This is a genomic window from Roseicella frigidaeris, from assembly GCF_003258945.1.
GTDB lineage: Bacteria > Pseudomonadota > Alphaproteobacteria > Acetobacterales > Acetobacteraceae > Paracraurococcus > Paracraurococcus frigidaeris.
This window is the reverse complement of record NZ_QLIX01000004.1, coordinates 238,563-263,122: the sequence shown is the minus strand read 5'-3', so window position 1 is coordinate 263,122 and position 24,560 is coordinate 238,563. Positions and strand designations below refer to the sequence as shown.

Sequence of the window (24,560 nt, the reverse complement as noted above, 5' to 3'; positions counted from 1 at the left end):
CTGGAAATGTGGCGCCGGCCGGTCCACAACCCGGGCCCATGAGATCCTCTCGACCGGATGGGGCGAAGCGGCAGGCCGGGGGCGCATGCCGGAGCGCGTGATGCTGACGGGCGGGACCGGCTTCCTCGGCTCCGCCATCGCCCGCGCCCTGGTGGCGGCCGGGCATGGGGTGCGGGCGCTGGCCCGGCCGGGCACGCCGCGCGCGGTCCTCGCCGGCGTCCCGGTGGAATTCGCGCCGGGCGACCTGACCGATGCCGCCTCCCTCGCCGCTGCCGCCCAGGGCTGCGATGCCCTCATCCACTGCGCCGCGGATTACCGCATTTGGGTCCCCGATCCGGCGCGGATGTGGGCGGTGAACGTCGCCGGGACGGAGGCGGTGATGCGGGCGGCGCTGGCGGCGGGCTGCCGGCGCGTCGTGCATGTCTCCTCCGTCGCCACGCTGCGGCCGCGCCCCGATGGCCGGCCGGCGACCGAGGCGGATGCCGCCCGGCCGGAGGAGGCGATCGGCCCCTACAAGCGCAGCAAGACCGAGGCGGAGCGGCTGGTCGAGCGGCTGGTGGCCGAGGCCGGGCTGCCGGCGGTCATCGTCAACCCCTCCACCCCCATCGGCCCGCGCGACCGCCGGCCGACGCCGACCGGCCGGGTAATCCTGGAGGCGGCGCGGGGCAAGATGCCGGCCTATGTCGATACCGGCCTCAACCTCGTGCATGTCGAGGATGTCGCCGCCGGCTGCGTCGCGGCGCTCGGCCGCGGCGCGGTCGGCGAGCGCCACATCCTGGGCGGCGAGGATGTGCCGCTCGGCGCCTTGCTCGGCCATATCGCCGGTCTGTTCGGCCGCCGGGCGCCGGTGCGGCTGCCGCGGGCGCCGCTCTGGCCGCTGGCGCTGGCCTCCGAGGCGACGGCGCGGCTGACCGGGCGGGAGCCGATGCTGACCCGCGACGGGCTGCGCATGGCCGGCCACCACATGTATTTCGCCTCCGACAAGGCCGGGCGGGTGCTCGGCTTCCGGGCCCGGCCCTGGCAGGCGGGGGTGGCGGATGCCCTTGCCTGGTTCCAGGCCGAGGGGATGCTGCCGGGGCGCGCCGCGGCATGATGCTCGGGCTCGGCCTGGCCGCCTGCCTCGCCTGGGCGGTGCTGCTGTTCGGCCGCGGCTTCTTCTGGCTGGCGCGGGACGATGACCGCGACGCCGTCCGCCTGCCGGATCCGCCCGCCTGGCCGCGCGTCACCGCCGTGGTGCCGGCGCGCGACGAGGCGGCGACGATCGGCACGACCGTCGCCTCGCTCCTCGCCCAGGATTATCCGGGGGCGTTCCGCCTGATCGTGGTCGATGACCGCTCCACCGACGGCACCGGCGCGGCGGCGCGGGCGGCGGCGGCCGGCGATGCCCGGCTGACCGTGCTGCGCGGCGGCCCCCGGGCGCCGGGCTGGACCGGCAAGCTCTGGGCGCTGGAGCAGGGGCTCGGGGCGGCGCTGGCCGACGGGGCGGACCGGCCCGACCACCTGCTGCTCACCGATGCCGATATCCGGCACGCGCCGGACAGCCTGCGCCTGCTGGTCCGCCGGGCCGTGGCGGAGCGGCGGGTGCTGGTCTCGCTGATGGCGCGGCTGCGCTGCGAGAGCCCGGCCGAGCGCTGGCTGATCCCGGCCTTCATCTTCTTCTTCCAGATGCTCTACCCCTTCCGCTGGTCGAACGACCCGCGCGCCCGCACCGCCGCCGCGGCCGGCGGCTGCGTGCTGCTGGAGCGCGCCGCCTTCGAGCGCGCCGGCGGCCTCGCCCCGATCCGCGGCGCGCTGATCGACGACTGCGCCCTGGCGCGGCGGATGAAGGCGGTGGGGCCGATCTGGACCGGGCTGACGGAGCGGGTGGAGAGCCTCCGCCCCTATGAGACGGTGGGGCCGATCCGCCGCATGGTCGCCCGCACCGCCTATGCCCAGCTCGGCTACCGGGTGGCGGCGCTGCTCGGCATGCTCCTGGCGCTGGCGCTGGTCTTCCTGGCGCCGCCGTTGCTGGCGCTGCTGGGCAGCGGCGCGCCGGCCCTGCTCGGCGGCCTCGCCTGGCTCGCCATGGCTGTGGCATTTGCGCCGACATTGCAGCGATTCCGCCTCTCGCCCCTGCGCGGCTTCCTCCTCCCGGGCATCGCCGCCGCCTACATGGCGTTCACGCTCGACTCGGCCATCGCCGAGTGGCGCGGCCAGGGCGGCCTATGGAAAGGAGAGACCGGCCCGCGGACTGATCCGGGACCAGTGTGACTTCGCACCAAGGCACAGTGCCGCATTAAAGTCGCACCATCTGACATCGTGGTCTTCGCACGCGCGAAAAACAGACGTATTCGATCTGGAATGGCGCCATGCCGCATCGGCGCAGCCCTCCTCGCGGGGCGGGCACGGCGGGGCTGGCAAGGAGTATGTTCGACTTGTCGATAATGCAGGACCTTGCCGCGGCAGCGGCGCGGCCGGACTTCGCTCTCGCCGGGGGGTTGACCGAGGGGCCGGACCGAACCGGCCTCGATGCCGCCATCGGGCGTGCCACCGACCACCTCCTGCGCTGCCAGCAGGCGGATGGTCACTGGGTGTTCGAGCTGGAGGCGGATGCCACCATCCCCGCCGAGTACATCATGCTCCGGCGCTTCTTCGGCCGGCGCGACCCGGCGCGGGAGGTGCGGATCGGTCGCTATCTCCGCCGGGTCCAGGCGCAGGAAGCCGCGACGGCCGGCGGCGGCTGGCCGCTCTTCCATGGCGGGCCGATCGACGTCTCCTGCTCGGTGAAGGCCTATTTCGCGCTGCGCCTGATCGGCGACGCGCCGGAGGCGCCGCATATGGCGCGCGCCCGGGCGGCGATCCTCGCCGCCGGCGGGGCGGAGCGGAGCAACGTCTTCACCCGCGCGACGCTCGCGCTGTTCGGCGAGGTGCCCTGGCACGCGGTGCCGGTGATGCCGCCCGAGATCTGCCTGCTGCCGCGCTGGTTCCCCTTCCACCTCTCCAAGGTCAGCTACTGGGCGCGCACCGTGCTGGTGCCGCTGACGGTGGTGATGGCGCGCCGGCCGGTGCCGCTGGTGCCGACCGGCGTCTCGCTGCGCGAGCTGTTCCGCACCCCGCCCGAGCGGGTGCGCCGCTGGCCCGGCGGGGCGCATGCCGCCGAGCCCTGGAAGACGCTGTTCGCCTCGCTGGACTGGGTGCTGCAGCGGACCCAGCACCACTTCCCCGCCGGGGCCCGCGCCCGGGCGGAGGCGAAGGCGGAGGCCTTCGTGACCGAGCGGCTGAACGGCGAGGACGGGCTCGGCGCCATCTACCCGGCCATGGCCAATGCCATCTGGATGTATCACTGCCTCGGCGTGCCGGAGGACGACCCGCGCGTGGTCACCGCCTGGTCGGCGGTGGAGAAGCTGGTGCTCGACCGGAAGGCGGAGCCCGCGACGGCCGGGGAGGATACAGGAGAAAGCCGGGAGGAGAGCTACGTCCAGCCCTGCCTCTCGCCCATCTGGGACACCGCCCTGGTCAGCCACGCGCTGCTCGAGACCGGCGAGGCCCGGGCCGAGGCGGCGGTCGCCCGGGGCCTCTCCTGGTTGCTGGAGCGGCAGATCACCGATGTCGCCGGCGACTGGGCGGAGGCGCGGCCGGGCGTGCCGCCGGGCGGCTGGGCCTTCCAGTACGCCAACCCGCACTACCCCGACGTGGACGACACCGCCGTGGTGGTGCTGGCCCTCGATCGGGCGGAGCGGCAGATCGGGCCGGCCGGGGGGCGGGTGGCGAAGGCGGTGGCACGGGCCACCGACTGGGTGGTCGCCATGCAGTCGAAGGGCGGCGGCTGGGGCGCCTTCGATGCCGACAACACGCACCACCACCTGAACTCCATCCCCTTCGCCGATCACGGGGCCCTGCTCGACCCGCCGACCAGCGACGTCTCCGGCCGCTGCCTGGCCATGCTGGCGCAGCTTGGCCATGGGTCGGACCACCCGGCGGTGCGCTCGGCGATCGACTACATGCTGGCCGAGCAGGAGCCGGACGGCTCCTGGTACGGCCGCTGGGGCGTGAACTACGTCTACGGCACTTGGTCGGCGCTGACCGCGCTGAACGCGGCCGGCCTGGCGCCCGAGCATCCGGCGATGCAGAAGGCGGTCGCCTGGTTGAAGGCGCGGCAGAACCCGGATGGCGGCTGGGGCGAGGACGGCTTCACCTATCCGCGCTGCGGCGGCACCCGCGCCGACACCGACCTCGCCATGGGGCCGAGCACGGCGAGCCAGACCGCCTGGGCGCTGCTGGCGCTGATGGCGGCGGGCGCGGTGGACGATCCGGCGGTGGAGCGTGGCGCGCAATGGCTGCTGCGCCAGCAGCGCGCCGACGGCGCCTGGCCGGAGGAGGACTATACGGGCACGGGTTTCCCGCGGGTCTTCTACCTCCGCTACCATGGCTATGCCCGGTTGTTCCCGCTCTGGGCGCTGGCGCGGCTGCGCAACCTGCGGCGGGGCAATTCGCGGCAGGTGGTGCACGGGCTCTGACCGGCCCGCCGCGACGGTCCCGGGCGGCGTCTCGTCAATTCGTACGGCCCGGGCTCGTCCGGCCGGCCCGGGGGGCAGGCGGGATGCCGGGCGCCGCGGCGCAAGTCGCTGAACGGCGGCGTCTTTCGATCGGAAGACGTCGTGCCGCCGAGGGCGTGAATCACGCTCGATCGATTATGGCAACAGTATGATTTTCGATCTGCCCGGCAACGCCAGCGGCCTCTATACTTTCCGGTAATCACCACAGGCTGGAGCCATTCTGCTGTCCATGTCCCTCTCCTCGATCCTGGCGGTGGTGGGCATGCGGTCCGAGGCAGCGCTGCTGCCGCGCGAGATGCCGGTCATCGTCAGCGGCGGCGACCCGACCCGGCTGCGGGCCCTGCTGCAGCAGGCGCCGGAGGGGCTGGTCGGCGTGTTGAGCTTCGGCATCGCGGGCGGCCTCGACCCGGCGCTGCTCTGCGGCGACCTGGTGGTGGCGACCCGGGTGCGCGGCATGGGCGGCGCCTATGCCGCCGATCCGCGCTGGTCGGCGGCGCTGGCGCGGCATTGCGGGGCGCGGCTCGGCATGGTGGCCGGCACCCCCGCCGTGGTCGGCGAGCCGGCGCGCAAGCGGATGCTGCGGGCGGCGACCGGCGCCCTGGTGGTGGATCTGGAAACCGAGGCGGCGGCGGCCTTCGCCGCCTCCCGCGGGCTGCCCTTCGCGGCGCTGCGCGCGGTGGCCGACACCGCCGAGGAGGTGCTGCCGCGCGCCGCCGCGGTCGGCCTGACCCCCGATGGCCGGCCGGCGGCGGGGAAGGTGGCGCTCGCCCTGCTGCGCCAGCCGCAGGAATTGCCGGCCCTGCTGACCGTGGCGCGCCGCAGCCGGGTGGCGCTGCAGGCGCTCGGCGGCGCGAGGGACGCGGTGCGCCAAGCCTGCGCCGCTTGATACGGGCGGCCGTTGCTGGTGACCCATCAACGGCCCCTCGGTCGCCGGGCGGCTTGCTCCGCGAACCTTGGCACCACGCCGTCGCGCCGTCAGGCGCGCCTGACGGCGCGACGCGCGGCGCCCGTCCGGGCGCTCGTCAGGAATGACGCATTCATGCCGTTGGTATGAGACGGCCCACCCGCAATGCCATGCGCTGAGAGCGGAAGCGCCGGCTCGGCCGCGCGTCCGGCACATCTCTGCGGGCGTGGCGTCCCGGGCTAGGCTGCGGCCATGTCCTCGGTCCTGACGGCTGCCCCGGCCACCCCCGCATCCGCCACCGAACCAGTGCCGCGCATGCCTTGGGCGCTGCTGGCCGCGGCCTGCCTCGGCATGTTCGCCGCCTCCTCCTCCGGCACCACGCGGGCGCCCTTCCTCATCGCCATGGCCGGCGACCTCGGCACCTCGCTGCCGCTCATCGCCAACCTGATGGCGCTGACCTCCATCGCCTGGGGCGCCGCCTCGCTCTGCGCCGGGGCGGGGTCGGATCGCTGGGGCCGGCGGCCCTTCCTGGTTGGCGGGCCGGTGGCGCTCGCCCTCTGCATGGCCGGGGTCTCGACGGCGGAGAGCTATCTCGGGGCTGCCCTCTGGGCGACGCTCGCCGGCGCCTGCGCCGGGGCCTTCACCGGCGTGCTGATGGCCGAGGCCTCGGCCCGCACGGTGGACCGCCAGCGCGGCCGGGCGCTGGGCTGGGTGATGGCCGGGCAGTCGCTCACCCTGCTGGTCGGCGTGCCCCTGGCGGCGGCGATCGGCAGCCTGGTCGGCTGGCGCGGCGTCAATCTCTGCGTCGCGGCCCTCGCCCTGCTCGCCGCGCTCGGCCTGTTCCTGACGACGCTGCGGCCGGTAGACGGGCCGCGCGCGGCGGGGCGGCCGGCGCCGCGCCTCTCGGCCGCGCTGTCGCCGCGGGTGCTGAACCTGCTCGCCATGGGGGTGGCCGAGCGCATCTGCTACGGGCTGACGGCGGTCTACTTCGCCACCTTCCTGCAATCCACCTATGGCCTCGGGCTCGGCCAGGTGGCGCTGCCGCTGGCGCTCTTCGCGCTCGGCAACATCGTCGGCACCGTGCTCGGTGGCCAGCTCGCCGACCGGCTGGGCAACCGCATGCGGACCTTCGCCATCGCCATGGCGGGTTCGGCCGTCGTCGCCCTCGCCCTGTTTGGCTGGACGCCGGCGCTCGAGGCCAGCGTCGCGCTCGGCTTCGCCTATGTCCTCGTCAATGCCATCGCCCGGCCGAGCCTGATGGCGGCGCTGGCCAATGTGCCGGACGAGGTGCGGGGCACGGTGCTCGGGCTCAACGTCACCTCGGCGAGCTTCGGCTGGCTCGGCGCCGCCTCGCTCGGCGGCTGGATGATGGCGGAGTTCGGCTTCGCCGGCTTCGGCCCGCTCGCCGCCGGCGTCGCCCTGTTCGGTGCGGCGCTGGCGGTGTTCGGGCGGCGCTAGGGCGCTTCCCGTGAACGCCGGTTCACGGGAAGCGCCTTAGACTGTTGTTTTCAGAGCATCTTCACCCGATCAGGTGAGTCCACCTCAGGCGATCACGCTCTCGGGCGCGCGGCCCGCGCCTCAACCCAGCCGCGCCGGCAGGTGCAGGAAGCCGCGGAAGCGGGCGCGGCCGCCGCGCACCGGCGGCCCGGCAAGGGCATAGCCGGGGAAGCGGGCGAGGAAGCGGCCGATCGCCACCCGCCCCTCCAGCCGCGCCAGGGCGAGGCCGGCGCATTGGTGCGGCCCGGCGGCGAAGGCCAGGTGGCGGTTCGGGTGCCGGGCGATGTCGAAGCGCTCGGGATCGGCGACATGCGCCGGGTCGCGGTTGGCCGCGCCGATGCAGAGGGTGAGGCGCGTCCCGGCCGGCACCGCGACGCCGCCGATCTCGCAATCCGCCGCGACGCCCCGGTTGCCGAGCTGGTTCGAACTCTCGAAGCGCAGCACCTCCTCGACCGCGCTGCCGATCAGCCCGGGCTCGGCGAGCAGCCGGGCCCGCTCGGCCGGGAAGCGCAGCAGCGCCTCGAGCCCGTTGCCGATCAGGTTGGTGGTGGTCTCGTGCCCGGCATTGAGCAGGAAGATGCAGTTGTGCAGCAGCTCCGCCTCGCTCAGCCGCGTGCCATCCGCCTCGCCCGCGATCAGCCGGGTGAGCACATCGGTCGCCGGGTCGCCCGGCGCGGCGCGGCGGCGGGCGACCAGGCCGCGGAGATAGGCGAGGAATTCGCTGACGGCGGCATTGCCGCGCGCCGCGGCCTCGGGCGTCAGCGCCGGCTCCAGCGCGCCGAGGATCGCCAGCGACCAGCCACGCAGCGGCCCGCGCTCCTCGGGCGGCACGCCGAGCAGGGTGCCGATCACCTCGACCGGGATCGCCGCGGCGAAATCCTCGATCAGGTCGGCCTCGCCGCGCGCCGCCATGGCGTCCAGCAGGCGGTCCACCAGGGCGGTGAGGGCGGGCTCCATCCCGGCGATGGCGCGCGGCGTCAGCGCGCCGGTGATCAGCCGCCGGACGCGGCCGTGCAGCGGCGCGTCGTTGAAGACGAGGCTCGTCGTATGGTGCTCGTAGAGCGGCGTCGCGCCGAATTTCGGGGCGAATTCCGCGTGCTTGTCGGAGGTGAAGGTCCGGCTGTCGCGGTAGACCTGGTCGAGATCCGCCCAGCGGGTGAGGAAGAGCGCGCCATCGGGCAGGCGCCGCACCGGCCACCGCTCGCGCAGCAGCCGGTAGACCGGGTAGGGGTCCTCGTAGAAGGCGGGCGGCAGCGTCCGCAGGTCGAACCCCTCCGCCATCGCCTCCGGCGTGGCCATGGCTCAGCCCGGCGCCAGGTCGCGCGGCACCGCGACGGTCAGCGATAGCAGGCGGAAGGAGTTGGTCTTGCCATGGCCGTCGAGGTTCAGGCTGCCATTCACCCCGCCTTCCAGCACGTCGTCGACGACGAAGTTGAAGGCCTGCAGCCGCGGCAGGTCGTAGCGCGTCACCCGTGTCGCGCCGCGGTGCCGGAACAGCGCCAGCACCCGCGCCTCGGTCACCTGCTCGGCCAGCACCGGCCAGAGCCGCGGGTCGTAGGGCATGAGGGAGAGGTTGCAGCGATTGCCCTTGTCCCCGGCCCGGCTATGCGCGACCGCGTGCAGCGGCAGCTCGATCGCATCCATGCGCACCTCCTGCGGAACCATTTTCATGAAATCACGTTAATCTTCAAGTAAGGCGCCGGACAGGCGGGGCATCGGGCCGCGCCATGCGCCTTCAGGAGACTGGGTTCTACTCATGTTCACACGACGCCTGCCCCTTCCGGCCCTCGCCCTGGCCGCCCTTTTCGGCGGTGCGACGGTGCCGCTCGCGGCAGACGCCTATCCGCGGCTCTCGGGCGGCGATGACGACCAGCAGGTCACCTATGGCCCGATCCCCGGCGACACCATCGTCGGCGGCGCCGTCGCCGGCATCGAGGGCGGCGGCCGCAAGCAGACCGGCTATATGGCCGCGCCCGGCGGCCAGGCCCGCGAGGGCCGCATCGGCGTGCTGCAAGGCGGCGGCCGCGACGCCGCGGTGCAGTACCTGGACGGCAGGCCGCATCTCTGGGCCGACACCGCGGCCGATACCGATGATCGCGGCCATGGCGGCTGAGGCCTAGCCACCAGGGGAGGCGGCCACGGAGGCAGCCGCGGCTGCCTCCTGCCCCACCATCTCGCGCGCCGTGCGGGTGACGACCCGGGTCGGCACCCTCTCGCGCAGCACCAGGTAGCTCCGCGTCAGGATGCGCGGCGTCAGCCGCCAGCGGGCGCCGCCGGTGCCGGCCGTGCCGCAGCAGAGCAGCGCCAGCACCTCCCGCGCCGCCTGGTCCACCGCATCGCGGTCGCTGCCCTCGGCGGCGAGGCGGATGCGCACCTCCGGCGGCTCCGGTCCCTCATAGCGTCGCCACAGCGCGCCATCGTCGCTGTCATGCACCGAGGCGACGCCGATGAGGTCGACCCGCACCCGGACCGGCAGGCCGCGCATCTCCATCCGTCGCAGCAGCACCTCCGCCGTCGCGCGCGCCCGCGCCAGGGCGTTCGGCCCGGCGACCGAGACCTCGCCCTCGCCGAGCCAAGTGCCCTCGAAGCAGGCGGTGACCTTCAGCGTGTCCGGCGCCGGATGCCCGGCGAGGCCATGCACGGCGACGCGGTCCTTCCCCACCTGCTCCACCGAGCAGCCGGAGATGTCGAGCACCACATCGGGCGTGATGTAGCGCGAGGGATCGTGCAGCTCGTAGAGGAGCTGCTCCTTCACCGTGCGCAGGTCGACGATGCCGCCGGTGTCCTCGGGCTTGGTGATGACGAGGCCGCCCGCCGCCGTCACCTCGGCGATCGGGAAGCCGATGTTCCAGGGATCGGGGATGTCCTTGCAGCCCGGATCCCAGAAGACGCCGCCCGTTACCTGGCTGCCGCATTCCAGCAGATGCCCGCAGGCAGCGCCGAGGGCGAGCTTCTCCCAATCCTCGAAGGACCAGCCGAAATGATGGGCCAGCGGCGCGATGGCCAGCGCCGGGTCCGAGGTGCGGCCGGCCACCACCACATCGGCGCCCTGCCGCAGCGCCTCCACCAGCGGCCCTGCGCCGATATAGGCATTGGCCGAGACGAGCCGCGCCGATTTCATGTCGAGGCTGTCATCGGCCTCGTGCACCGGCAGCTGGTCGAGCGCGATGGAGGAGGTGACGTCGTCGCCGGTGACCACCGCGATGCGGCACTCCGGCAGGCCGAGCCGCATCGCCAGCCGCGCCACCAGCCGCCCGGCGGCGGGCGGGTTGGCGGCGCCGAAATTGCCGAGGATCGGGATGCGGTGCGCCACGCAATCGGCGAGGATCGGCTCCAGCAGCCGTTCCAGCATCGGCTCGTAGCCGAGCTCCGGGTCGCGCCGCCGCTCGAGCTGGGCCAGCGCCACGGTGCGCTCGCCGAGCGTCTCGAAGAACATCGCCGCGGGCAGGCCGCGGGCGATCAGGCTGCGCACGACCGGGATCGGCGCATCGACGCGGTCGCCGGAGAAGCCGCCGCCATTGCCGACGAGGAAGGTGTTGCTCATGGGCGTGTCCGGATCCTCCGCCGCGAATGGGGTCCTGCCGCGCCGATCGGGCGCCGGCGGCCATCGTCCCGGCCATCATCCCCTCGGCCCGCCCGTCCGGCAACGTCCCGGGCCCATCGGGGGCGGCCATCGACGTCGGCACCTCGACGGCCGCCACCCGGTGCCCCTCGGCGCCAGGCGCAACATCCGGTTCATCGGGCTTCGGGTGGCACCTGCCATCACCCGGCCGTTGAGGCGCCGGCGCAGCCCTGCCGGGGCGCCGCGGGTCGTGGCGGCGCAGAGCCTCCGCGCGGCTGACCCGACATGCGTTCAGGACGCGCAGAAGCGGGTCGGCGCCCCCATGAACCATCCTGTCGGCCGGCTCAACCATGCATGCAGCGGGCGTCTTTCGGGTCCGGAAGGCGCATGCCATGCTTCCCGACAAAGGGGGGATGCGCCATGCCGGAGGCACGGTTCGACGTGCTCGCCGTTGGATGCGGCGTCGCGACGCTCGAACGGGCGGCGCGCCAGGAGCGGGGCGGCCAGAGCCGCCACACCGAGGCCCATCTGCGCATGAATAGCGAGATGGCGGTCACCGACGACGGCGAGACGCATCTCGCCGGGAACAGCAGCGGCTGTGTCGATCCAGACCTGATCGAGGAAAGTGCCAGGCCGGTCGGCCAGCGTGCCGCCTATGCGATGCGCGCTCCATCGCGGAGCCCGCCTTCATCGCCGCTCCGCGGACTTCCTAGCAGGGGCGCGCACGGCGCTCGGCCTCACGGTCAGCCGGGTCGGGCATTATGCGAGGTCGCCCGCCGGGATGCTGGCACGGGCGCGGGACGCCGGTCGAGGGAGGAACACGCATGATGCGACGCTGGGCCATTCTGGCGGCCGCGCTGGCCGGCTTCACGGCGCTGCCCGCGCTGGCGCAACCCCCGGCGAAGCGCGAGGCGATCCGCATCGGGATCCTGAGCGACCTGTCGGGGAGCTTCGCCGATGTGGCGGGCCCGGGCTCGGTGGTCGCGGCGCAACTGGCAGCCGAGGATTTCGGCGGCCGCGCCGCCGGCTTGCCGGTGCAGATCCTGTCTGGCGATCACCAGAACCGTGCCGATACCGGCTCCGCCCTGGCGCGCCGATGGTTCGACACGGAAGGCGTGGATGCGGTGGTGGACCTGCCCAACTCCGCCATCGCGCTCGCGGTCGGCGAGGTGGCGCGCACCGCCAACCGCGTTGCCCTGGTGACGGCGGCGGTGGCCAGCCGGCTGACCGGGGAGGCATGCTCGCCCAATCTGATCCACTACGCCCTCGATACCTGGTCGATGTCCAACGTCCCGAGCCGAGCGCTCGTGCAGGCGGGCGGCACGAGCTGGTTCTACGTGACCGCGGATTACGCCTTCGGCCATGATCTCGAGAAGCAGTCCATGGAGGCGGTGACGCGGGCCGGCGGCGCGGTGCTCGGCGCGGTGCGCCATCCGCTCGGGACCACCGACTTCTCCTCGGTGCTGCTGCAGGCGCAGGCCTCGCGCGCCAAGGTGGTGGCGCTCGCCAACTCCCAGGCGGACTTCATCAACAGCATGAAGCAGACCTCGGAATTCGGCCTCGCGCGGCGCGGCCAGCGCGTCGTCGGCCTGGCGGTCTACATCTCGGATATCGTCTCGCTCGGCCTGGAGGCGACCCAGGGGGCCACCGTGGTCGGGAGTTGGTACTGGGACCTGAACGACGGGACGCGCGCCTTCGCCCGCCGCTTCGGCGAGCGGATGGGCGGCCGCATGCCGACCGACCTGCAGGCCAATGTCTATGCGGCGGTGACGCATTTCCTGCGGGCGGTGGAGGCATCGGGCCAGTCGACGGATGGGCAGGCCGTGGTCGCCCGCATGAAGGCCTTGCCGACGCAGGATGCGATCTTCGGTCGCGGCGCGATCCGCGCCGACGGGCGCCGCATCAGCCCCGTCTATGTCTTCAACGTCAAGGCGCCGGCCGAATCCCGCGGGCGCTACGACGTCTACAAGCTCGAGCGGGAGGTGCCGGCGGAGGAGGCCTACCGCCCCATCGACCAGGGCGGCTGCCCGCTGGTCCGCGGCGGATGAGCTCGGTCCGGGCCGCCCCGGCTGCCGTATCGGCACAGGCCGATCAGCGATTCGCCGCCGGCTCGACGGCGCCGGCTCGCAGGAGGAGAGGACGGATGCAGGCGATGGTGTTGGCGAGGACGACCGGGGCGCCTCCCACCATGATCGCGCTCGATCGCTGACGCCGACCAGGATGGATCCCGCCCGTCGCCTCGCACCGCGTCTGCCGTTCTACTATGGCTGGGTGGTCATCGCCGTCGCCTTCGTCACCATGGGCGTCGCGGTGAGCGCGCGCACCGCCTTTTCGCTCCTCTTGCCGCCGCTGCTCGACGAGTTCGGCTGGGAACGCGGGATCGTGGCCGGCGCCTTTTCCTTTGGCTTCCTTGTCTCGGCGGTCCTGAGCCCGGTCGCCGGACGGGCGGTGGACCGGCAGGGCCCGCGCTTCGTGATCTGCATCGGTGTTTGCATGATGGCCGCCGGCCTGCTCCTGGCGCCGATGATCGTGGCGCCCTGGCATCTCTACGCCACGCTCGGCGTGCTGGTCGGGGCCGGGACGAACCTCATGGGCTTCACCGTGCAATCCCTCTACCTGCCCAACTGGTTCGTCCGCCGCCGCGCCATGGCCATCGGCCTCGCCTTCGCGGGCGTCGGCGCCGGCGCGGTGGTGTTGCTGCCCTGGTTCCAGGCGGCCATCGACCGGGATGGCTGGCGGGCGGCCTGCCGGGCCATGGGCCTGCTCGTGCTGGTGGTCATCGGTCCGCTGGCCCTCCTGGTGCGGCGCCGCCCGGAGGATATCGGCCTGCTGCCGGATGGTGCGGCACGCGCCGCGGGTCCCGCCGGTTCTCGGCGCGGCGCGAACATCGTGGATCCGGCCTGGGCATCGGTCGAGTGGACCCTGGCGAAGGCGGTCCGGACGGGCCGCTTCTGGTGGATTGCGCTGGGCTATTCCTGTGCGCTCTTCGCCTGGTATGCCGTGCAGGTCCACCAGACGAAGTATCTGGTCGAGATCGGGTTAAGCCCCGCCGTGGGCGCCTGGGCCCTCGGCATCGTCGCCGTCGTGGCCATTCCCGGGCAGATCGGCCTCGGCGCGCTGTCGGACCGTATCGGGCGCGAGTGGGTGTGGTCGATCGGCTGCCTCGGCTTCGCGGTCTGCTACGCCACGCTGATCGCGCTCGGCCATGTGCCGTCGCCGGCGCTGCTCTGGGTGATGGTCCTCTCCCAGGGGTTGCTCGGCTACGCGCTGACCTCGGTGATGGGGCCGATCGTCGCGGAGATCTTCGAGGGGCCGCATTTCGGCACCATCTTCGGCACCCTCAACGTCGCGATGATCGCGGGCGGGGCCGCCGGCCCCTGGGTCGCCGGCGCGGTCCATGACGCGACCGGACGCTACGACCTTTCCTTCCTCCTGGCCGTCCTGCTGTGCGTGGTGTCCGCGGCCGCGATCTGGATCGCGGCGCCGCGCGGCGTCAGGCTGGTTCCGGGCCGCGCCGCCGCCTGAGGGGCTCGCCTGGCCGCTCATCACGGGCTTCCGGTTTGCTCCGCAGTCTTCGTCACGCCGGTCCCGCCGCCTGGTCCCTGGCCGCCGCGGCAACCGCCTCGGCGGTGATGCCGAAATGGCGCCAGAGATCATCCTCGGCGCCCGAGGCCCCGAAGCCGGACATGCCGATGAACGCCCCCTCCGGTCCGATCCAGCGATCCCAGCCGAGCCGCACCGCGGCTTCCACCCCGATGCGCGGCGCATCGCCAAGCACGGCGGCGCGGTAGTCCCGCGGTTGCTGCTCGAACAGCTCCCAGCAGGGCATGGAGACGACGGCGACGGGCAGCCCTTCGGCGGCCAGGAGGGCGCGCGCCCGCAGCGCCAGCGCGACCTCCGTGCCCGTCGCCAGGAGGGTTGCCGCGCGCGGCCCGCCTTCCGCCTCGGCGAGGACATAGGCGCCGCGGGCGCTGCGGTTCCCGCCGGCCTCGCGCCGCACCGCCTCCTGCGGCTGGCGGGCGAAGATCAGGCAGGACGGGCCGCTGCGATGGCCGATCGCCAGCTCCCAGCATTCCGCCGCTTCCACGGCATCGGCGGGGCGGAAGACCAGCAGGTTGGGGATGGCGCGCAGCGAGGCCAGATATTCGACAGGCTGATGCGTCGGCCCGTTGCGGCCGATGCCGATGCTGTCATGGGTGAAGGCGAAGAGGACCGGCAGGCCCATCATCGCCGCCATGCGGAAGGCCGGCCGCTCGTAATCCGAGAAGACCAGATAGGTCACGCCGGAGGGCACCACGCCGCCATGCGCGGCGATGCCGTTCAGCATCGATCCCATCGCATGCTCGCGCACGCCGTAATGCAGGTAGCGGCCGGCGCGGTCCTCGGCGGTGAAGGCGTGGAGCCGGCGCTTGTGCTGCGTCGCTGCCTCCAGGTCCGGCGCGCCGGCGAGCATCTCGGGGATCGCCGCGGCGGCGAGATCGACCAACTCGCCGCAGGTCTTCCAGCCATGCTGGGTCAGGCCCTCCGCCGCGGCGCGGCCGGCATAGGCGCGCAGCCCGTCCTGCCAGCCCTCTGGCAGGCGGCCCTCCCGCAGCCGGTCCAGCAGGCGGCGCTTCTCCTTTGGGAGCGCGGCCACGCGGCCCTGCCAGGCCTCGTATTGCGGCAGGCTGCGCCGCCCGGCCTCGCGCCAGGCCGCGGCGATCTCGGCGGGGATCTCGAAGGCGGGATGCGGCCAGTCCAGCGCCCGGCGCGCCGCATCCGTCAGCGCCCGCGTGAGCTTGCCGCTATGCGCCGCCCTGGTGCCCTCGATGTCCGGCAGGCCACGGCCGATGATGGTGCGGCAGGCGATGAAACTCGGCCGCGGATCGCGCCGCGCCAGGCGCAGCGCGGCATCCACCGCGTCGATGTCGTGGCCGTCCACCTCCAGCACCTGCCAGTGGGCGGCGCGGAAGCGCGCGGGCAGATCCTCGCTCTGCGCGATGCCGATGGCGCCGTCATCGGTCATGCGGTTGTCGTCCCACAGCCAGCACAGCTTGCCGAGACGCAGATGCCCCGCCAGGGAGGTGACCTCCTGCGCCACGCCTTCCTGCAGGCAGCCATCCCCGAGGATGGCGTAGCTGCGATGATCGACGATCCCGGGCCCGAGCTGCGCGGCGAGGAAGGCTTCGGCGACCGCCATGCCGGCGGCATTGGCGACGCCCTGGCCGAGTGGCCCCGTCGTCGCCTCGATGCCATGCGCCGGGCAGTATTCCGGATGCCCTTCGCAGGGTGAGCCGAGCTCGCGGAAGCTGCGGATCGCCTCGATCGGCATGCCGGCATAGCCGGTGAGGTGCAGCAGCGCGTAGAGCAGCATCGAGCCATGGCCCGCGGAGAGCACGAAGCGGTCGCGGTCGAACCAGAGCGGATCGGCAGGGTTGAATTTCAGGTGCCGGGTGAACAGCGCCGTCGCGGTCTCGGCGGCGCCGAGCGGCGTGCCCGGATGGCCTTCGCCGACGCGCTCGCAGGCATCCATGGCGAGGAAGCGGATCGCATGCGCCAGGCGGCGGGGATCGACGGACATGGGCTCCTCCGGGTTTTGGCCGGGATGTGCCCCTTCATCGGTTTCACCGACAAGCGAGAATATTGCGTGCATCGGTGAGCAGAGTTCATGCTTGGCCATGGCTCCGCACCTGCCCCTGACCGCGCTGCGCGCCTTCGAGGCCGCGGGGTGCACCGGCTCCTTCCGGCTTGCCGCCGACGATCTCGGCCTGACGCCGAGCGCGGTCAGCCATGCCATCCGTGGCCTCGAACGCGATCTCGGCGCGCTGCTTTTCGAGCGCGAGGGCCGGTCGATCCGCCTGACGCCGGAGGGCGAGACCCTGATGCGCCATGTCGAGCGCGGCTTCGGCGAGTTGCAGCTCGGCATCGGCAGCGTCGCCTCCCGCCGGCCGCAATTGCTGAAGCTGCACAGCGCGCCGAGCTTCGCGGCGCAATGGCTGGTGCCGCGGCTCGGGCGGCTGCTGAAGGACTGCCCGGGGCTGGAATTGCGCATCGCCGCCGGCACCGACTACACGAAATTCCTCGCCGATGAATTCGATGCCGATATCGTCTATGGTGCCCCGCCGCCGGAGTTCTTCGGCGGTGCCGGCCATCCCGGCATGCTGGTGCTGCCATTGGGGACGGAGACCGTGACGCCGCTTTGCTCCCCCGGCCTGGCGGCGGCGATCCGCACGCCCCGCGACCTCTTCGGGCAACCGCTGATCGAGAGCGACAACAAGCGCGTGCGCTGGCCGGCCTGGTTCGCCGCCAATGGCCTGGCGGCGCCGCCGCCGCGCGGGCCGCGCTTCGACCGCAGCTTCATCTCGCTCAGCGCCGCGGCGGACGGGCTCGGCGTCGCGCTGGAATCGACGCTGCTGGCGGAGCGGGAGCTGGACTCCGGCCGGCTTGTGCAGCCGCTGCGGGGCATCGCGGAGGATGTGATCTATACCGGGCACTGGCTGCTGGCGCCGCGCGCCAAGCGCTATGCCCGGTCCATGGTGCTGTTCCTCGGCTGGCTGGCGAAGGAGCTGCATCTCGACATCCATCTCGACGAGCCAGAGTGGATCGCGGGCGAGCGCGAGCGGGCAGGGGTGCGGCCGCAGGTCGCCGGGTGACGGCACCCGCCTCGCAACCTCGGATCGATGAGCTGAAGTCACCGATCGGCGCAAATTACTCGTTTGCCGGTGAAGCGGTTGCTGCGGCATTCCTTCCGAAAGAAACGAGGAGGACGTCGCCCATGCTGCTCGCCAACAAGACCGCCGTGATCTCCGGCGCCGCCAGCGCCCGCGGGATCGGCCGCGCCACCGCAAAGCTGTTCGCCGAGCATGGCGCGCGCGTCGCCATTCTCGATCTCGACGACGAGGGCGCGCGCAAGGCCGCCGCCGAACTCGGCGAGGGAAATGTCGGTATCGGCTGCAACGTCGCCGACCTCGGCAGCTGCCGCCAGGCCGCGGAGCAGGCGATCGCCGCCTTCGGCAGGATCGACATCCTCATCAACAATGCCGGCATCTCCCAGCCCGTGAAGACCATGGAGATCACGCCGGAGGACTGGCAGCGCGTCGTGGACGTCAACATGACCGGCGTGCTCTATCTCAGCCAGGCCTTCATCCCGCATATGCGGGCCCGCAAGCAGGGCGCCATCGCCTGCATGTCCTCCGTCTCCGCGCAGCGCGGCGGCGGCATCTTCGGCGGCCCCCACTACTCCGCGGCGAAGGCGGGCGTGCTGGGCCTGGGCAAGGCCATGGCGCGGGAGCTCGGGCCGGACGGCATCCGCGTGAACATGGTCACGCCCGGCCTGATCCAGACCGACATCACCGGCGGCAAGCTGACGCCCGAGATGAAGTCGGAGATCCTGAAGGGCATTCCGCTGAACCGGCTCGGCGACGCGATCGACGTGGCGCGGATCTATCTGTTCCTCGCCTCCGACCTCTCGGCCTATGTCACCGGTGCCGTCATCGACGTCAATGGCGGCATGCTGATCCATTGATGCCGGGCCGCGGCGGCTGCCGCGGCCCTTTCCACGAAACGTCAGGAGGAAGCGCGCCATGGAAGCGCCATCGGCGGTGCGTGCCAACGCACCGGGCCTGGAGGAGCGTGCCTATCGCATCCGCCGCAACGCGCTGCGGATGGGCGAGGTCCAGGGCCAGGGCTACATCGCCCAGGCGCTCGGCATCGCCGATGTGCTGGCCGTGTCCTATTTCCACGCCCTGCGCTACCGGCCGGAGGACCCGCACTGGGAGGGCCGCGACCGCTTCCTGCTGTCCATCGGCCATTACGCCATCGCGCTCTATGCCGTGCTGATCGAGGCCGGGGTGATCCCGGAGACGGAGCTCGAGACCTATGGCACCGATGACAGCCGCCTGCCGATGTCGGGCATGGCGAGCTACACGCCGGGCATGGAGATCAGCGGCGGCTCGCTCGGCATCGGGCTCGGCATCGCCGTCGGCATGGCGCTGGGGCTGAAGCGGAAGCGCTCCGACCGCTTCGTCTACAACCTGATGTCGGATGGCGAGCTGGACGAGGGCCCGATCTGGGAGGCCGCGATGTCCGCCGGTCACCACAAGCTCGACAACCTGATCTGCGTCGTCGACGTGAACCGGATGCAGGCCGATGGCGTCTCGACCGGCGTCCTGAATTTCGAGCCGCTGCAGGACAAGTGGCAGGCCTTCGGCTGGTTCGTGCAGCGCGTGGACGGCAACGACACCGCGGCGCTGGTCGCGGCCTTCGATGCCGCGCGCCACCATGCCGCCCCGCAACCGCGCGTCATCATCTGCGACACCAGGATGGCGAAGGGCGTGCCCTTCCTCGAGGCGCGGGAGAAGTCGCACTTCCTGCGCGTCGAGGCGCATGAATGGGCGGAGGCCATCAAGGCCCTGGACGACGGGAGGACCGCATGAACCGCACGCAGCGCCGCTCCTGGCGCGGCATCCCGGCCGCGCCGCAGGACCCGTCGAAGCCGCGCCTGACGACCTCGGCGATGATCGCCTCGCTGGCGGGCGCCGATCAGCGCACCAGCCCCGCGCCCTTCGGCCGCGCCCTGGTCGAACTCGGCCGGACGCGCCCCGAGGTGCTGGGCCTGACCGCCGACCTGGCGAAATACACCGACCTGCACATCTTCGCCCAGGCCCATCCGGACCGCTTCTACCAGATGGGCATGGCGGAGCAGCTGCTGATGCTGGCCGCGGCCGGCCTGGCGCATGAGGGCTTCGTGCCCTTCGTCACGACCTATGCCGCCTTCGCCTCGCGCCGCACCTTCGACTTCATCAGCCAGGGCATCGCCGAGGAAGGCCTGCCGGTGAAGATCTGCTGCGCCCTGCCGGGCCTGACCACCGGCTACGGCCCCAGCCACCAGGCGACCGAGGACGTCGCGATCTTTCGCGGCATGCCGGACCTGACCATCGTCGACCCGTGCGACGCGCTCGACATCGAGCAGGCGGTGCCCGCGATCGCCGCGCATGACGGCCCGGTCTACATGCGCCTGCTGCGCGGCAACGTGCCGCTGGTGCTGGACGAATACGACTACCGCTTCGAGCTCGGCAGGGCGAAGCGCCTGCGCGACGGCGGCGAGGTGCTGATCATCTCCTCCGGCTTCATGACCATGCGGGCGCTGGAGGTTGCAAAGCGGCTGGAGGCCGACCGGATCGGCGCCGCCGTCCTGCACGTCCCGACCATCAAACCGCTGGACGAGGCGACCATCCTCGCCGAAGCCGGCCGCACCGGGCGCATGGTGGTCGTCGCCGAGAATCACAGCGTCATCGGCGGTCTCGGCGAGGCCGTGGCGACCCTGTTGCTGCGGAGCGGTGTGATCCCGCCGCGCTTCCGCCAGGTGGCGCTGCCCGATGCCTTCCTCGATGCCGGCGCGCTGCCGACGCTGCACGACCGCTACGGCATATCCGCCGAGGCGATGTCGGCCAACATCAAGGGCTGGCTCGGCTAGGGCATTTCCCACTCGAGTGGGATCTGCTCCAGCACCCCATAAAACGGAGGAAACGACCATGAATATCCCGACCACCCGCCGCGCCGCGCTGCTCGGCGCCGCGGGCCTGCTCGCCATGCCCGGCCTCCTGCAGGCGCAGGGCCAGCTCAAGCTCACCCTCGGCCATGGCGCCGCGCCGGGCAATCCGCGCAGCCTCGCGGCCGAGCGCATGGCGGCGCTGCTGAAGGAGCGCAGCAACGGCCGGATCGAGATGCGGGTCGCCGGCTCCGCCCAGCTCGGCGACGATGCGGCGATGCTGACGGCGCTGCGCACCGGCACGCTCGATCTCTCAGTGAACAGCCAGGGCGCCGCCTCGGCGGTGCTGCCCGAGCTTGCCGCGCTCGGCCTGCCCTTTCTCTTTGCCGATGCGACGGCGCCCTATGGCGTGGTCGACGGCGCGATCGGCGAGGAGCTGGCCAGGCGCTTCGAGGGCGTCGGGCTGATCTCGCTCGGCTTCTGGGACAACGGCATCCGCCACACCACCAACAGCAAGCGCCCCATCGCGCAGCCCGCCGACCTGAAGGGGCTGAAGATCCGGACGCCGCCCGACCCGATGACGATCGACATCTTCCAATCGCTCGGCGCCGCCACCCAGCAGATCAATTTCGGCGAGCTCTACGTCGCGTTGCAGCAGGGCGTGGTGGACGGGCAGGAGAATCCGCTGGCGAACATCCAATCCTCCAAGCTGTTCGAGGTGAACAAGTACATCTCCCTGACCGGCCATAAATGGGAGTGCAACCCGGTCCTGGTTTCCCGCATCGCCTGGGGCCGGCTGAAGCCGGAGGATCGCAAGCTCCTGCAGGAGACGGCCCGGGAGGCCGCCACCTATCAGCGCGGCCTCTCGCAGGAGATCGACCGGAAGCTGCTGGCGGAGTTCCGCGCGAATGCCGCGCTCGCGGTGAACCAGGTCGATCAGGCGCCCTTCCGCGCCGCGACCGCCTCGGTGGCCGAGCGCTGGGAAGCCAAGCCCTTCGGCGATTTCGTGAAGCGCCTGCGCGCGGCCGCGGCGGCGTGACATGGCGCGATCCGAGGACGTCGAGGCGGCCGCCGCCGGCTCGGCCATGGCATCCGGCGGCGCGGCGCCGAAGGGTGGCCTGATCGCGGCGACCGAGGCGGTCGACCGCGCCATCGCCCTGCTCTGCCAGGGCGTGCTGCTGCTGGCGGGCACGGCGCTGATGACGGTGCTGACCGCCAATGTCATCGCCCGCTACGTGCTGGCGACGGGCGGCTTCGACTGGGCCGAGGAGGTTCCGCAGCAGATCTTCCCCTGGTTCATCATGGCCGGCGTCGCGCTGGCGGTGCAGCGCGGCGGCCATATCGCCGTCGAATGGCTGCTCGGCAAGCTCACCCGCGGCGGCAGGCGCGCGCTGCTGCTGGCGGGCCATGCGCTGGTCATCCTGGCCTATCTGGCGCTGTGCCGCCAGGCGCTGGAGGTGGCGGAGATCGTCGCCATCGAGCGCAGCCCGGCCCTTGGCCTGCCGGGCTCCTATGGCTACTGGGCGATCGCCGCGGGCTGCGCCCTGCTGGCGCTCGGCACGCTGACGATCCTGCTGCGCATCGCCGTCCTGGGGCCCGAGGCCCTGCCGCAACCCGTGCCGGAGGAGCAGCCGACATGAGCCTCGCCCTCATCCTCTCCTTCACCATGCTGATGGTCGCGGTGGTCCCCGTGGCGCATGCCCTGGTCATCGCCTCCGGCATCGCGCTGCTTTGGGACGGCACCATGCCGCTGATGCTGGTGGCGCAGCAGATGTTCCAGCAGACGCAATCCTTCCCCATGCTGGCCCTGCCCTTCTTCATCCTCGCGGGCACGCTGATCATGGAAGGCAAGCTCGGCGAGGAGCTGCTGCGCTTCTCGGGCGAGATCATGCAGCGGCTGAAGGGCGGCGCGCTGTCCACGACCGTCGTCGGCTCGGTCGTGTTCGGCGGCGTCTCCGGCAGCGCGGTCGCCAATGCCAGCGCGCTCGGCTCGGTGCTGATCCCCTGGCAGAAACGCCAGGGCTATCCGGCCGGGCTCTGCGCCGCCAACAACGCGACCTCGGCGGTGATCGACATCCTGATCCCGCCTTCCATCCCGATGATCCTCTATGCCGTCGTCAGCGGCGTCTCGATCGGCGACCTGTTCATGGCCGGCGTGCTGCCGGGGATCCTGATGGCCGGCGGCTTCGTTGCCGTCTGCTGGTGGCAGGCGCGGCGGCTGAACCTGGCGGCGGAGGCGCCGCCGCTCGACCTCGGCCGGCTGCTGCGGCTCGGCCTCTACGCCCTGCCGGCGCTGATCCTGCCGGTGCTGATCCTGGTCGCGCTGCGCTTCGGCTTCGCCACCCCGACCGAGATCGCCGTCATGGCGGTGCTCTACGCGCTGGTGGCCAGCCTGGCGCTGTACCGCGACATGACCTGGGCGCGCTTCCGCAAGGCGATGATCGATGCTGGCATCGCCACCGGCATCGTCATGATGGTCATCATGGGCAGCGCGGCGGCGAGCTGGATCCTGACCTATGACGAGGTGCCGCAGCGCTTCGCCGACTGGGTCTCGACGACGCTGCACGCGCCCTGGCTGGTGATCCTGGCGATGAACCTGATCATGCTGGCGATCGGCGGGCCGCTGGACCTGGCGCCGGCGATCCTGCTGCTGGCGCCGATCTTCGTGCCGCTGGCGCAGACGATCGGGCTGGATACGCTGCAGCTTGGCCTCATCATGGTGATCAACCTCGGCATCGGGCTCTACACGCCGCCGGTCGGCACGACGCTGTTCATCTCCTCGACGATCGCCGGCAGCTCGATGGCGGAGACGACGCGGGCGCTGTGGCCCTTCTTCTGGGTGGCGATCGCCCTGCTGGCGCTGATCAGCTACGTGCCGGCCCTCACCATCCGATTCTGAACGCGCAGCGTCGAGGGGTGATTGGGCGCCGCTTGAACGGCCGCGTCTCCCTCGGTCACCACGACCGGGTCTTCACCCGTCTGGCGCCGTGATGGCTGGGGCGATGGGGCAGCCGGCAAGGATGGGCCGGGTCGCGTGCGACCCGTGCCGCCCTTCATCACCATGGACGGCGCGCCACCCCTTCACGGCCAGCCGCCGCTGGCGGTCGCCCCCTCTGGACAGCAGGCTCTCGCGGTCGCCAAGCTCGCATGGCACGGAGGAACTGTCCGATGACGATCATCGATTCACAGGTGCATGCCTACGAGGCTAATACGCCGCAGCGCCCTTGGCACACGGTGCCGAACTGGCCCGCCCATGTCACGGGCGACGAGATGGTGGCGGCGATGGACAAGGTCGGCGTCGACGGCGCGATCTTCATCTCGTCGTTCTCCATGTACCGCTACGACGCCAGCTACGCCGTGGATGTGCAACGCGCCCACCCCGATCGCATGGCCATCGTCAAGCCCGTCGATCCGGACGATCCGGCTGTTGCCGATGTCATCGCGGATTGGAAGCGCACGCCCGGCACCGTCGGCATCCGCATCATGCTTCCCAAGGAAGCGGAGCGCGATCCAGCCGATCCCGGCCTCGACCGGATCCTGCGCGCGGCCAGGCAGCACGATTTCCCGGTGAACATCCTGTGCTGGGGCAATCTGGAGGCCGGCGCCACGGTCATCGACCGCCATCCGGAGACGCGCTTCATCATTGATCATCTCGGCATCGTGCAGCCGCGCGTGCCCCCGGCGCCGCCGCAACCCTGGGCCGATCTCCCGAAGGTGCTCGAGCTCGCCAGGCGCCCGAATGCCGTGATCAAGGTCAGCGGCGCCTGCACGCTGTCGCGGGAGCCGTATCCCTTTCCGGATATCTGGGATCCGCTGGCCCGCATATTCGATGCCTGGGGCTTCGATCGCTGCCTGTGGGGCACCGATTGGACCCGCGCATTCGCCGTCGTGAACTACGAACAGGCCGTCAGGCCCTTCCTCGACACCGATCGCCTGACCGATGCCGAGCGATCGATGCTCATGGGCGGAGCCTGTGCGAAGGCCTATGGCTGGTCACCGAGGAGGTCGTGACCCGCAAGGGCCTCAACGCCTGACATAACCGGCGCTTTTCGTCACCCCGTATCATGGCGCGATCTCGACCTGGAGGCGGAACCGTCGCGCCGGCGTCCCCGGCTCCCAGGGCCGGCGATAGGCGAGCTGCAGCGTCTCGCGGCCGGTGGCGGCGGCGGTGAAGTCGAAGACCTGCGTCTCGGTGCCGCCCGGCCGGGTGCGTTCCGGCGCCTCGACCTGCTGGCCGGTCGGCCGCAGCAGCCGGGGCGCGGGATCGGGCGCCCAGGAATAGCCGGTGCCGAGCTGGGCCGGCAGCCGCAGCCGCAGCCGCTCCCCGATGCGGAGCGCGATGCTGGCGCCGTCCTGCTCGGGCGAGACGACGACCATCCGCGGCGCCTCCGCCGCGCCGCATCCTGCGACCCCCAGCGCGGCCGCAGCCATGGTGTGCAGCAGCACAGCACGCCTCTTCATGCCTCGTTACTCCTCATCCGGCCGGCCGGGCCGAGGGGCCGCCATCGCGTGCGCCCATCCTCGCCCGCCCGGGCCGGCGGTTCCAGCGCGTGTCCTGCCCACGGGGTCCGGGGGAGGTCCCCTGGCGGGCGC

Annotated in this window: 21 protein-coding genes; 16 read left to right on the top strand and 5 right to left on the bottom strand. The window is 72.2% G+C overall.

What is annotated here, in order from left to right; translation table 11 throughout:
* The first annotated feature begins 85 nt into the window (after positions 1 to 85).
* The 5 genes from hpnA to DOO78_RS08460 all read left to right on the top strand — a co-directional run bounded on the left by hpnA (position 86) and on the right by DOO78_RS08460 (position 6,897).
* Positions 86 to 1,093: a hopanoid-associated sugar epimerase gene (gene hpnA, locus DOO78_RS08480; protein WP_111469307.1), complete on the top strand. Its 1,008-nt coding sequence runs from the start codon at positions 86 to 88 to the stop codon at positions 1,091 to 1,093.
* Complete coding sequence (locus DOO78_RS08475) at positions 1,090 to 2,250, top strand: glycosyltransferase (RefSeq protein WP_111469306.1); 1,161 nt, start codon at positions 1,090 to 1,092, stop codon at positions 2,248 to 2,250. Before hpnA ends, DOO78_RS08475 begins: the two co-directional genes overlap by 4 nt.
* A gap of 173 nt (positions 2,251 to 2,423) precedes the next feature.
* Positions 2,424 to 4,496 carry a squalene--hopene cyclase gene (shc, locus tag DOO78_RS08470; RefSeq protein WP_207802835.1) on the top strand — a complete coding sequence of 691 codons (2,073 nt, stop codon included), beginning with the start codon at positions 2,424 to 2,426 and terminating at the stop codon, positions 4,494 to 4,496.
* A gap of 268 nt (positions 4,497 to 4,764) precedes the next feature.
* Complete coding sequence (locus DOO78_RS08465) at positions 4,765 to 5,421, top strand: phosphorylase family protein (RefSeq protein WP_111469304.1); 657 nt, start codon at positions 4,765 to 4,767, stop codon at positions 5,419 to 5,421.
* 333 nt (positions 5,422 to 5,754) lie between these two features.
* Positions 5,755 to 6,897 carry an MFS transporter gene (locus DOO78_RS08460; protein WP_243634470.1) on the top strand — a complete coding sequence of 381 codons (1,143 nt, stop codon included), beginning with the start codon at positions 5,755 to 5,757 and terminating at the stop codon, positions 6,895 to 6,897.
* 120 nt (positions 6,898 to 7,017) lie between these two features.
* On the opposite strand, the gene DOO78_RS08455 is transcribed toward DOO78_RS08460, so the two are convergent.
* Together DOO78_RS08455 and DOO78_RS08450 are read right to left on the bottom strand one after the other, a co-directional pair.
* The gene (locus tag DOO78_RS08455) at positions 7,018 to 8,235 is read right to left on the bottom strand and encodes a cytochrome P450 (protein WP_111469302.1); all 1,218 of its coding nucleotides are present in this window, start codon (positions 8,233 to 8,235) and stop codon (positions 7,018 to 7,020) included.
* A gap of 3 nt (positions 8,236 to 8,238) precedes the next feature.
* On the bottom strand, positions 8,239 to 8,580 hold the full coding sequence (locus DOO78_RS08450) for an AtuA-related protein (RefSeq protein WP_111469301.1): 342 nt from the start codon (positions 8,578 to 8,580) through the stop codon (positions 8,239 to 8,241).
* 112 nt (positions 8,581 to 8,692) lie between these two features.
* Between DOO78_RS08450 and DOO78_RS08445 the strand changes: the two genes are divergently transcribed.
* Positions 8,693 to 9,049, top strand: a complete 357-nt coding sequence (locus DOO78_RS08445; protein WP_111469300.1) for a hypothetical protein — start codon at positions 8,693 to 8,695, stop codon at positions 9,047 to 9,049.
* A 3-nt stretch (positions 9,050 to 9,052) separates the two neighbouring features.
* Here the strand turns inward: DOO78_RS08445 and DOO78_RS08440 are convergent, their stop codons facing one another.
* On the bottom strand, positions 9,053 to 10,480 hold the full coding sequence (locus tag DOO78_RS08440; protein ID WP_111469299.1) for an acyclic terpene utilization AtuA family protein: 1,428 nt from the start codon (positions 10,478 to 10,480) through the stop codon (positions 9,053 to 9,055).
* Between the two features lie 842 nt (positions 10,481 to 11,322).
* Between DOO78_RS08440 and DOO78_RS08435 the strand changes: the two genes are divergently transcribed.
* Together DOO78_RS08435 and DOO78_RS08430 are read left to right on the top strand one after the other, a co-directional pair.
* The gene (locus tag DOO78_RS08435) at positions 11,323 to 12,546 is read left to right on the top strand and encodes an ABC transporter substrate-binding protein (RefSeq protein ID WP_111469298.1); all 1,224 of its coding nucleotides are present in this window, start codon (positions 11,323 to 11,325) and stop codon (positions 12,544 to 12,546) included.
* Between the two features lie 172 nt (positions 12,547 to 12,718).
* Positions 12,719 to 14,023: an MFS transporter gene (locus DOO78_RS08430; RefSeq protein WP_111469297.1), complete on the top strand. Its 1,305-nt coding sequence runs from the start codon at positions 12,719 to 12,721 to the stop codon at positions 14,021 to 14,023.
* Positions 14,024 to 14,075: 52 nt separating this feature from the next.
* On the opposite strand, the gene DOO78_RS08425 is transcribed toward DOO78_RS08430, so the two are convergent.
* The gene (locus DOO78_RS08425; protein WP_111469296.1) at positions 14,076 to 16,058 is read right to left on the bottom strand and encodes a transketolase family protein; all 1,983 of its coding nucleotides are present in this window, start codon (positions 16,056 to 16,058) and stop codon (positions 14,076 to 14,078) included.
* A gap of 97 nt (positions 16,059 to 16,155) precedes the next feature.
* Here DOO78_RS08425 and DOO78_RS08420 point away from each other — a divergent pair, with 97 nt between their 5' ends.
* The 8 genes from DOO78_RS08420 (at position 16,156) to DOO78_RS08385 (ending at position 23,978) form a co-directional block, all read left to right on the top strand.
* Positions 16,156 to 17,130, top strand: coding sequence for a LysR substrate-binding domain-containing protein (locus tag DOO78_RS08420; protein WP_111469295.1), 975 nt, complete (start codon positions 16,156 to 16,158; stop codon positions 17,128 to 17,130).
* The gene (locus DOO78_RS08415) at positions 17,127 to 18,002 is read left to right on the top strand and encodes an SDR family NAD(P)-dependent oxidoreductase (protein ID WP_243634458.1); all 876 of its coding nucleotides are present in this window, start codon (positions 17,127 to 17,129) and stop codon (positions 18,000 to 18,002) included. Before DOO78_RS08420 ends, DOO78_RS08415 begins: the two co-directional genes overlap by 4 nt.
* Positions 18,003 to 18,060: 58 nt before the next feature.
* Positions 18,061 to 18,912 (top strand): transketolase, encoded by an 852-nt coding sequence (locus DOO78_RS08410; protein ID WP_111469293.1) that lies wholly within the window; start codon positions 18,061 to 18,063, stop codon positions 18,910 to 18,912.
* A complete protein-coding gene (locus DOO78_RS08405) occupies positions 18,909 to 19,952 on the top strand; it encodes a transketolase family protein (RefSeq protein WP_111469292.1) in 1,044 nt (347 codons plus the stop codon). Before DOO78_RS08410 ends, DOO78_RS08405 begins: the two co-directional genes overlap by 4 nt.
* Positions 19,953 to 20,010: 58 nt before the next feature.
* Positions 20,011 to 21,006: a TRAP transporter substrate-binding protein gene (locus tag DOO78_RS08400; protein WP_111469291.1), complete on the top strand. Its 996-nt coding sequence runs from the start codon at positions 20,011 to 20,013 to the stop codon at positions 21,004 to 21,006.
* 1 nt (position 21,007) lies between these two features.
* The gene (locus DOO78_RS08395) at positions 21,008 to 21,607 is read left to right on the top strand and encodes a TRAP transporter small permease (protein WP_111469290.1); all 600 of its coding nucleotides are present in this window, start codon (positions 21,008 to 21,010) and stop codon (positions 21,605 to 21,607) included.
* Complete coding sequence (locus DOO78_RS08390) at positions 21,604 to 22,866, top strand: TRAP transporter large permease (protein WP_111469289.1); 1,263 nt, start codon at positions 21,604 to 21,606, stop codon at positions 22,864 to 22,866. Before DOO78_RS08395 ends, DOO78_RS08390 begins: the two co-directional genes overlap by 4 nt.
* A 269-nt stretch (positions 22,867 to 23,135) precedes the next feature.
* Positions 23,136 to 23,978, top strand: a complete 843-nt coding sequence (locus tag DOO78_RS08385) for an amidohydrolase family protein (protein WP_165838791.1) — start codon at positions 23,136 to 23,138, stop codon at positions 23,976 to 23,978.
* 51 nt (positions 23,979 to 24,029) lie between these two features.
* Here DOO78_RS08385 and DOO78_RS08380 read toward each other — a convergent pair whose 3' ends face one another.
* Positions 24,030 to 24,428 carry a protease inhibitor I42 family protein gene (locus DOO78_RS08380; RefSeq protein ID WP_111469287.1) on the bottom strand — a complete coding sequence of 133 codons (399 nt, stop codon included), beginning with the start codon at positions 24,426 to 24,428 and terminating at the stop codon, positions 24,030 to 24,032.
* Between the last annotated feature and the right edge of the window lie 132 nt (positions 24,429 to 24,560).

Bases quoted from the DNA above. Each gene is read 5' to 3' on its own strand.
- DOO78_RS08445 (WP_111469300.1), top strand. From the start codon at position 8,693: ATGTTCACACGACGCCTGCCCCTTCCGGCCCTCGCCCTGGCCGCCCTT.
- DOO78_RS08425 (WP_111469296.1), bottom strand. From the start codon at position 16,058: ATGTCCGTCGATCCCCGCCGCCTGGCGCATGCGATCCGCTTCCTCGCC.
- DOO78_RS08450 (WP_111469301.1), bottom strand. From the start codon at position 8,580: ATGGATGCGATCGAGCTGCCGCTGCACGCGGTCGCGCATAGCCGGGCC.
- DOO78_RS08390 (WP_111469289.1), top strand. From the start codon at position 21,604: ATGAGCCTCGCCCTCATCCTCTCCTTCACCATGCTGATGGTCGCGGTG.
- DOO78_RS08455 (WP_111469302.1), bottom strand. From the start codon at position 8,235: ATGGCCACGCCGGAGGCGATGGCGGAGGGGTTCGACCTGCGGACGCTG.
- DOO78_RS08440 (WP_111469299.1), bottom strand. From the start codon at position 10,480: ATGAGCAACACCTTCCTCGTCGGCAATGGCGGCGGCTTCTCCGGCGAC.
- DOO78_RS08475 (WP_111469306.1), top strand. From the start codon at position 1,090: ATGATGCTCGGGCTCGGCCTGGCCGCCTGCCTCGCCTGGGCGGTGCTG.
- DOO78_RS08395 (WP_111469290.1), top strand. From the start codon at position 21,008: ATGGCGCGATCCGAGGACGTCGAGGCGGCCGCCGCCGGCTCGGCCATG.
- DOO78_RS08410 (WP_111469293.1), top strand. From the start codon at position 18,061: ATGGAAGCGCCATCGGCGGTGCGTGCCAACGCACCGGGCCTGGAGGAG.
- DOO78_RS08460 (WP_243634470.1), top strand. From the start codon at position 5,755: ATGCCTTGGGCGCTGCTGGCCGCGGCCTGCCTCGGCATGTTCGCCGCC.
- DOO78_RS08385 (WP_165838791.1), top strand. From the start codon at position 23,136: ATGACGATCATCGATTCACAGGTGCATGCCTACGAGGCTAATACGCCG.
- DOO78_RS08465 (WP_111469304.1), top strand. From the start codon at position 4,765: ATGTCCCTCTCCTCGATCCTGGCGGTGGTGGGCATGCGGTCCGAGGCA.
- DOO78_RS08380 (WP_111469287.1), bottom strand. From the start codon at position 24,428: ATGAAGAGGCGTGCTGTGCTGCTGCACACCATGGCTGCGGCCGCGCTG.
- shc (WP_207802835.1), top strand. From the start codon at position 2,424: ATGCAGGACCTTGCCGCGGCAGCGGCGCGGCCGGACTTCGCTCTCGCC.
- DOO78_RS08420 (WP_111469295.1), top strand. From the start codon at position 16,156: ATGGCTCCGCACCTGCCCCTGACCGCGCTGCGCGCCTTCGAGGCCGCG.
- DOO78_RS08405 (WP_111469292.1), top strand. From the start codon at position 18,909: ATGAACCGCACGCAGCGCCGCTCCTGGCGCGGCATCCCGGCCGCGCCG.
- hpnA (WP_111469307.1), top strand. From the start codon at position 86: ATGCCGGAGCGCGTGATGCTGACGGGCGGGACCGGCTTCCTCGGCTCC.
- DOO78_RS08400 (WP_111469291.1), top strand. From the start codon at position 20,011: ATGAATATCCCGACCACCCGCCGCGCCGCGCTGCTCGGCGCCGCGGGC.
- DOO78_RS08435 (WP_111469298.1), top strand. From the start codon at position 11,323: ATGATGCGACGCTGGGCCATTCTGGCGGCCGCGCTGGCCGGCTTCACG.
- DOO78_RS08430 (WP_111469297.1), top strand. From the start codon at position 12,719: ATGGATCCCGCCCGTCGCCTCGCACCGCGTCTGCCGTTCTACTATGGC.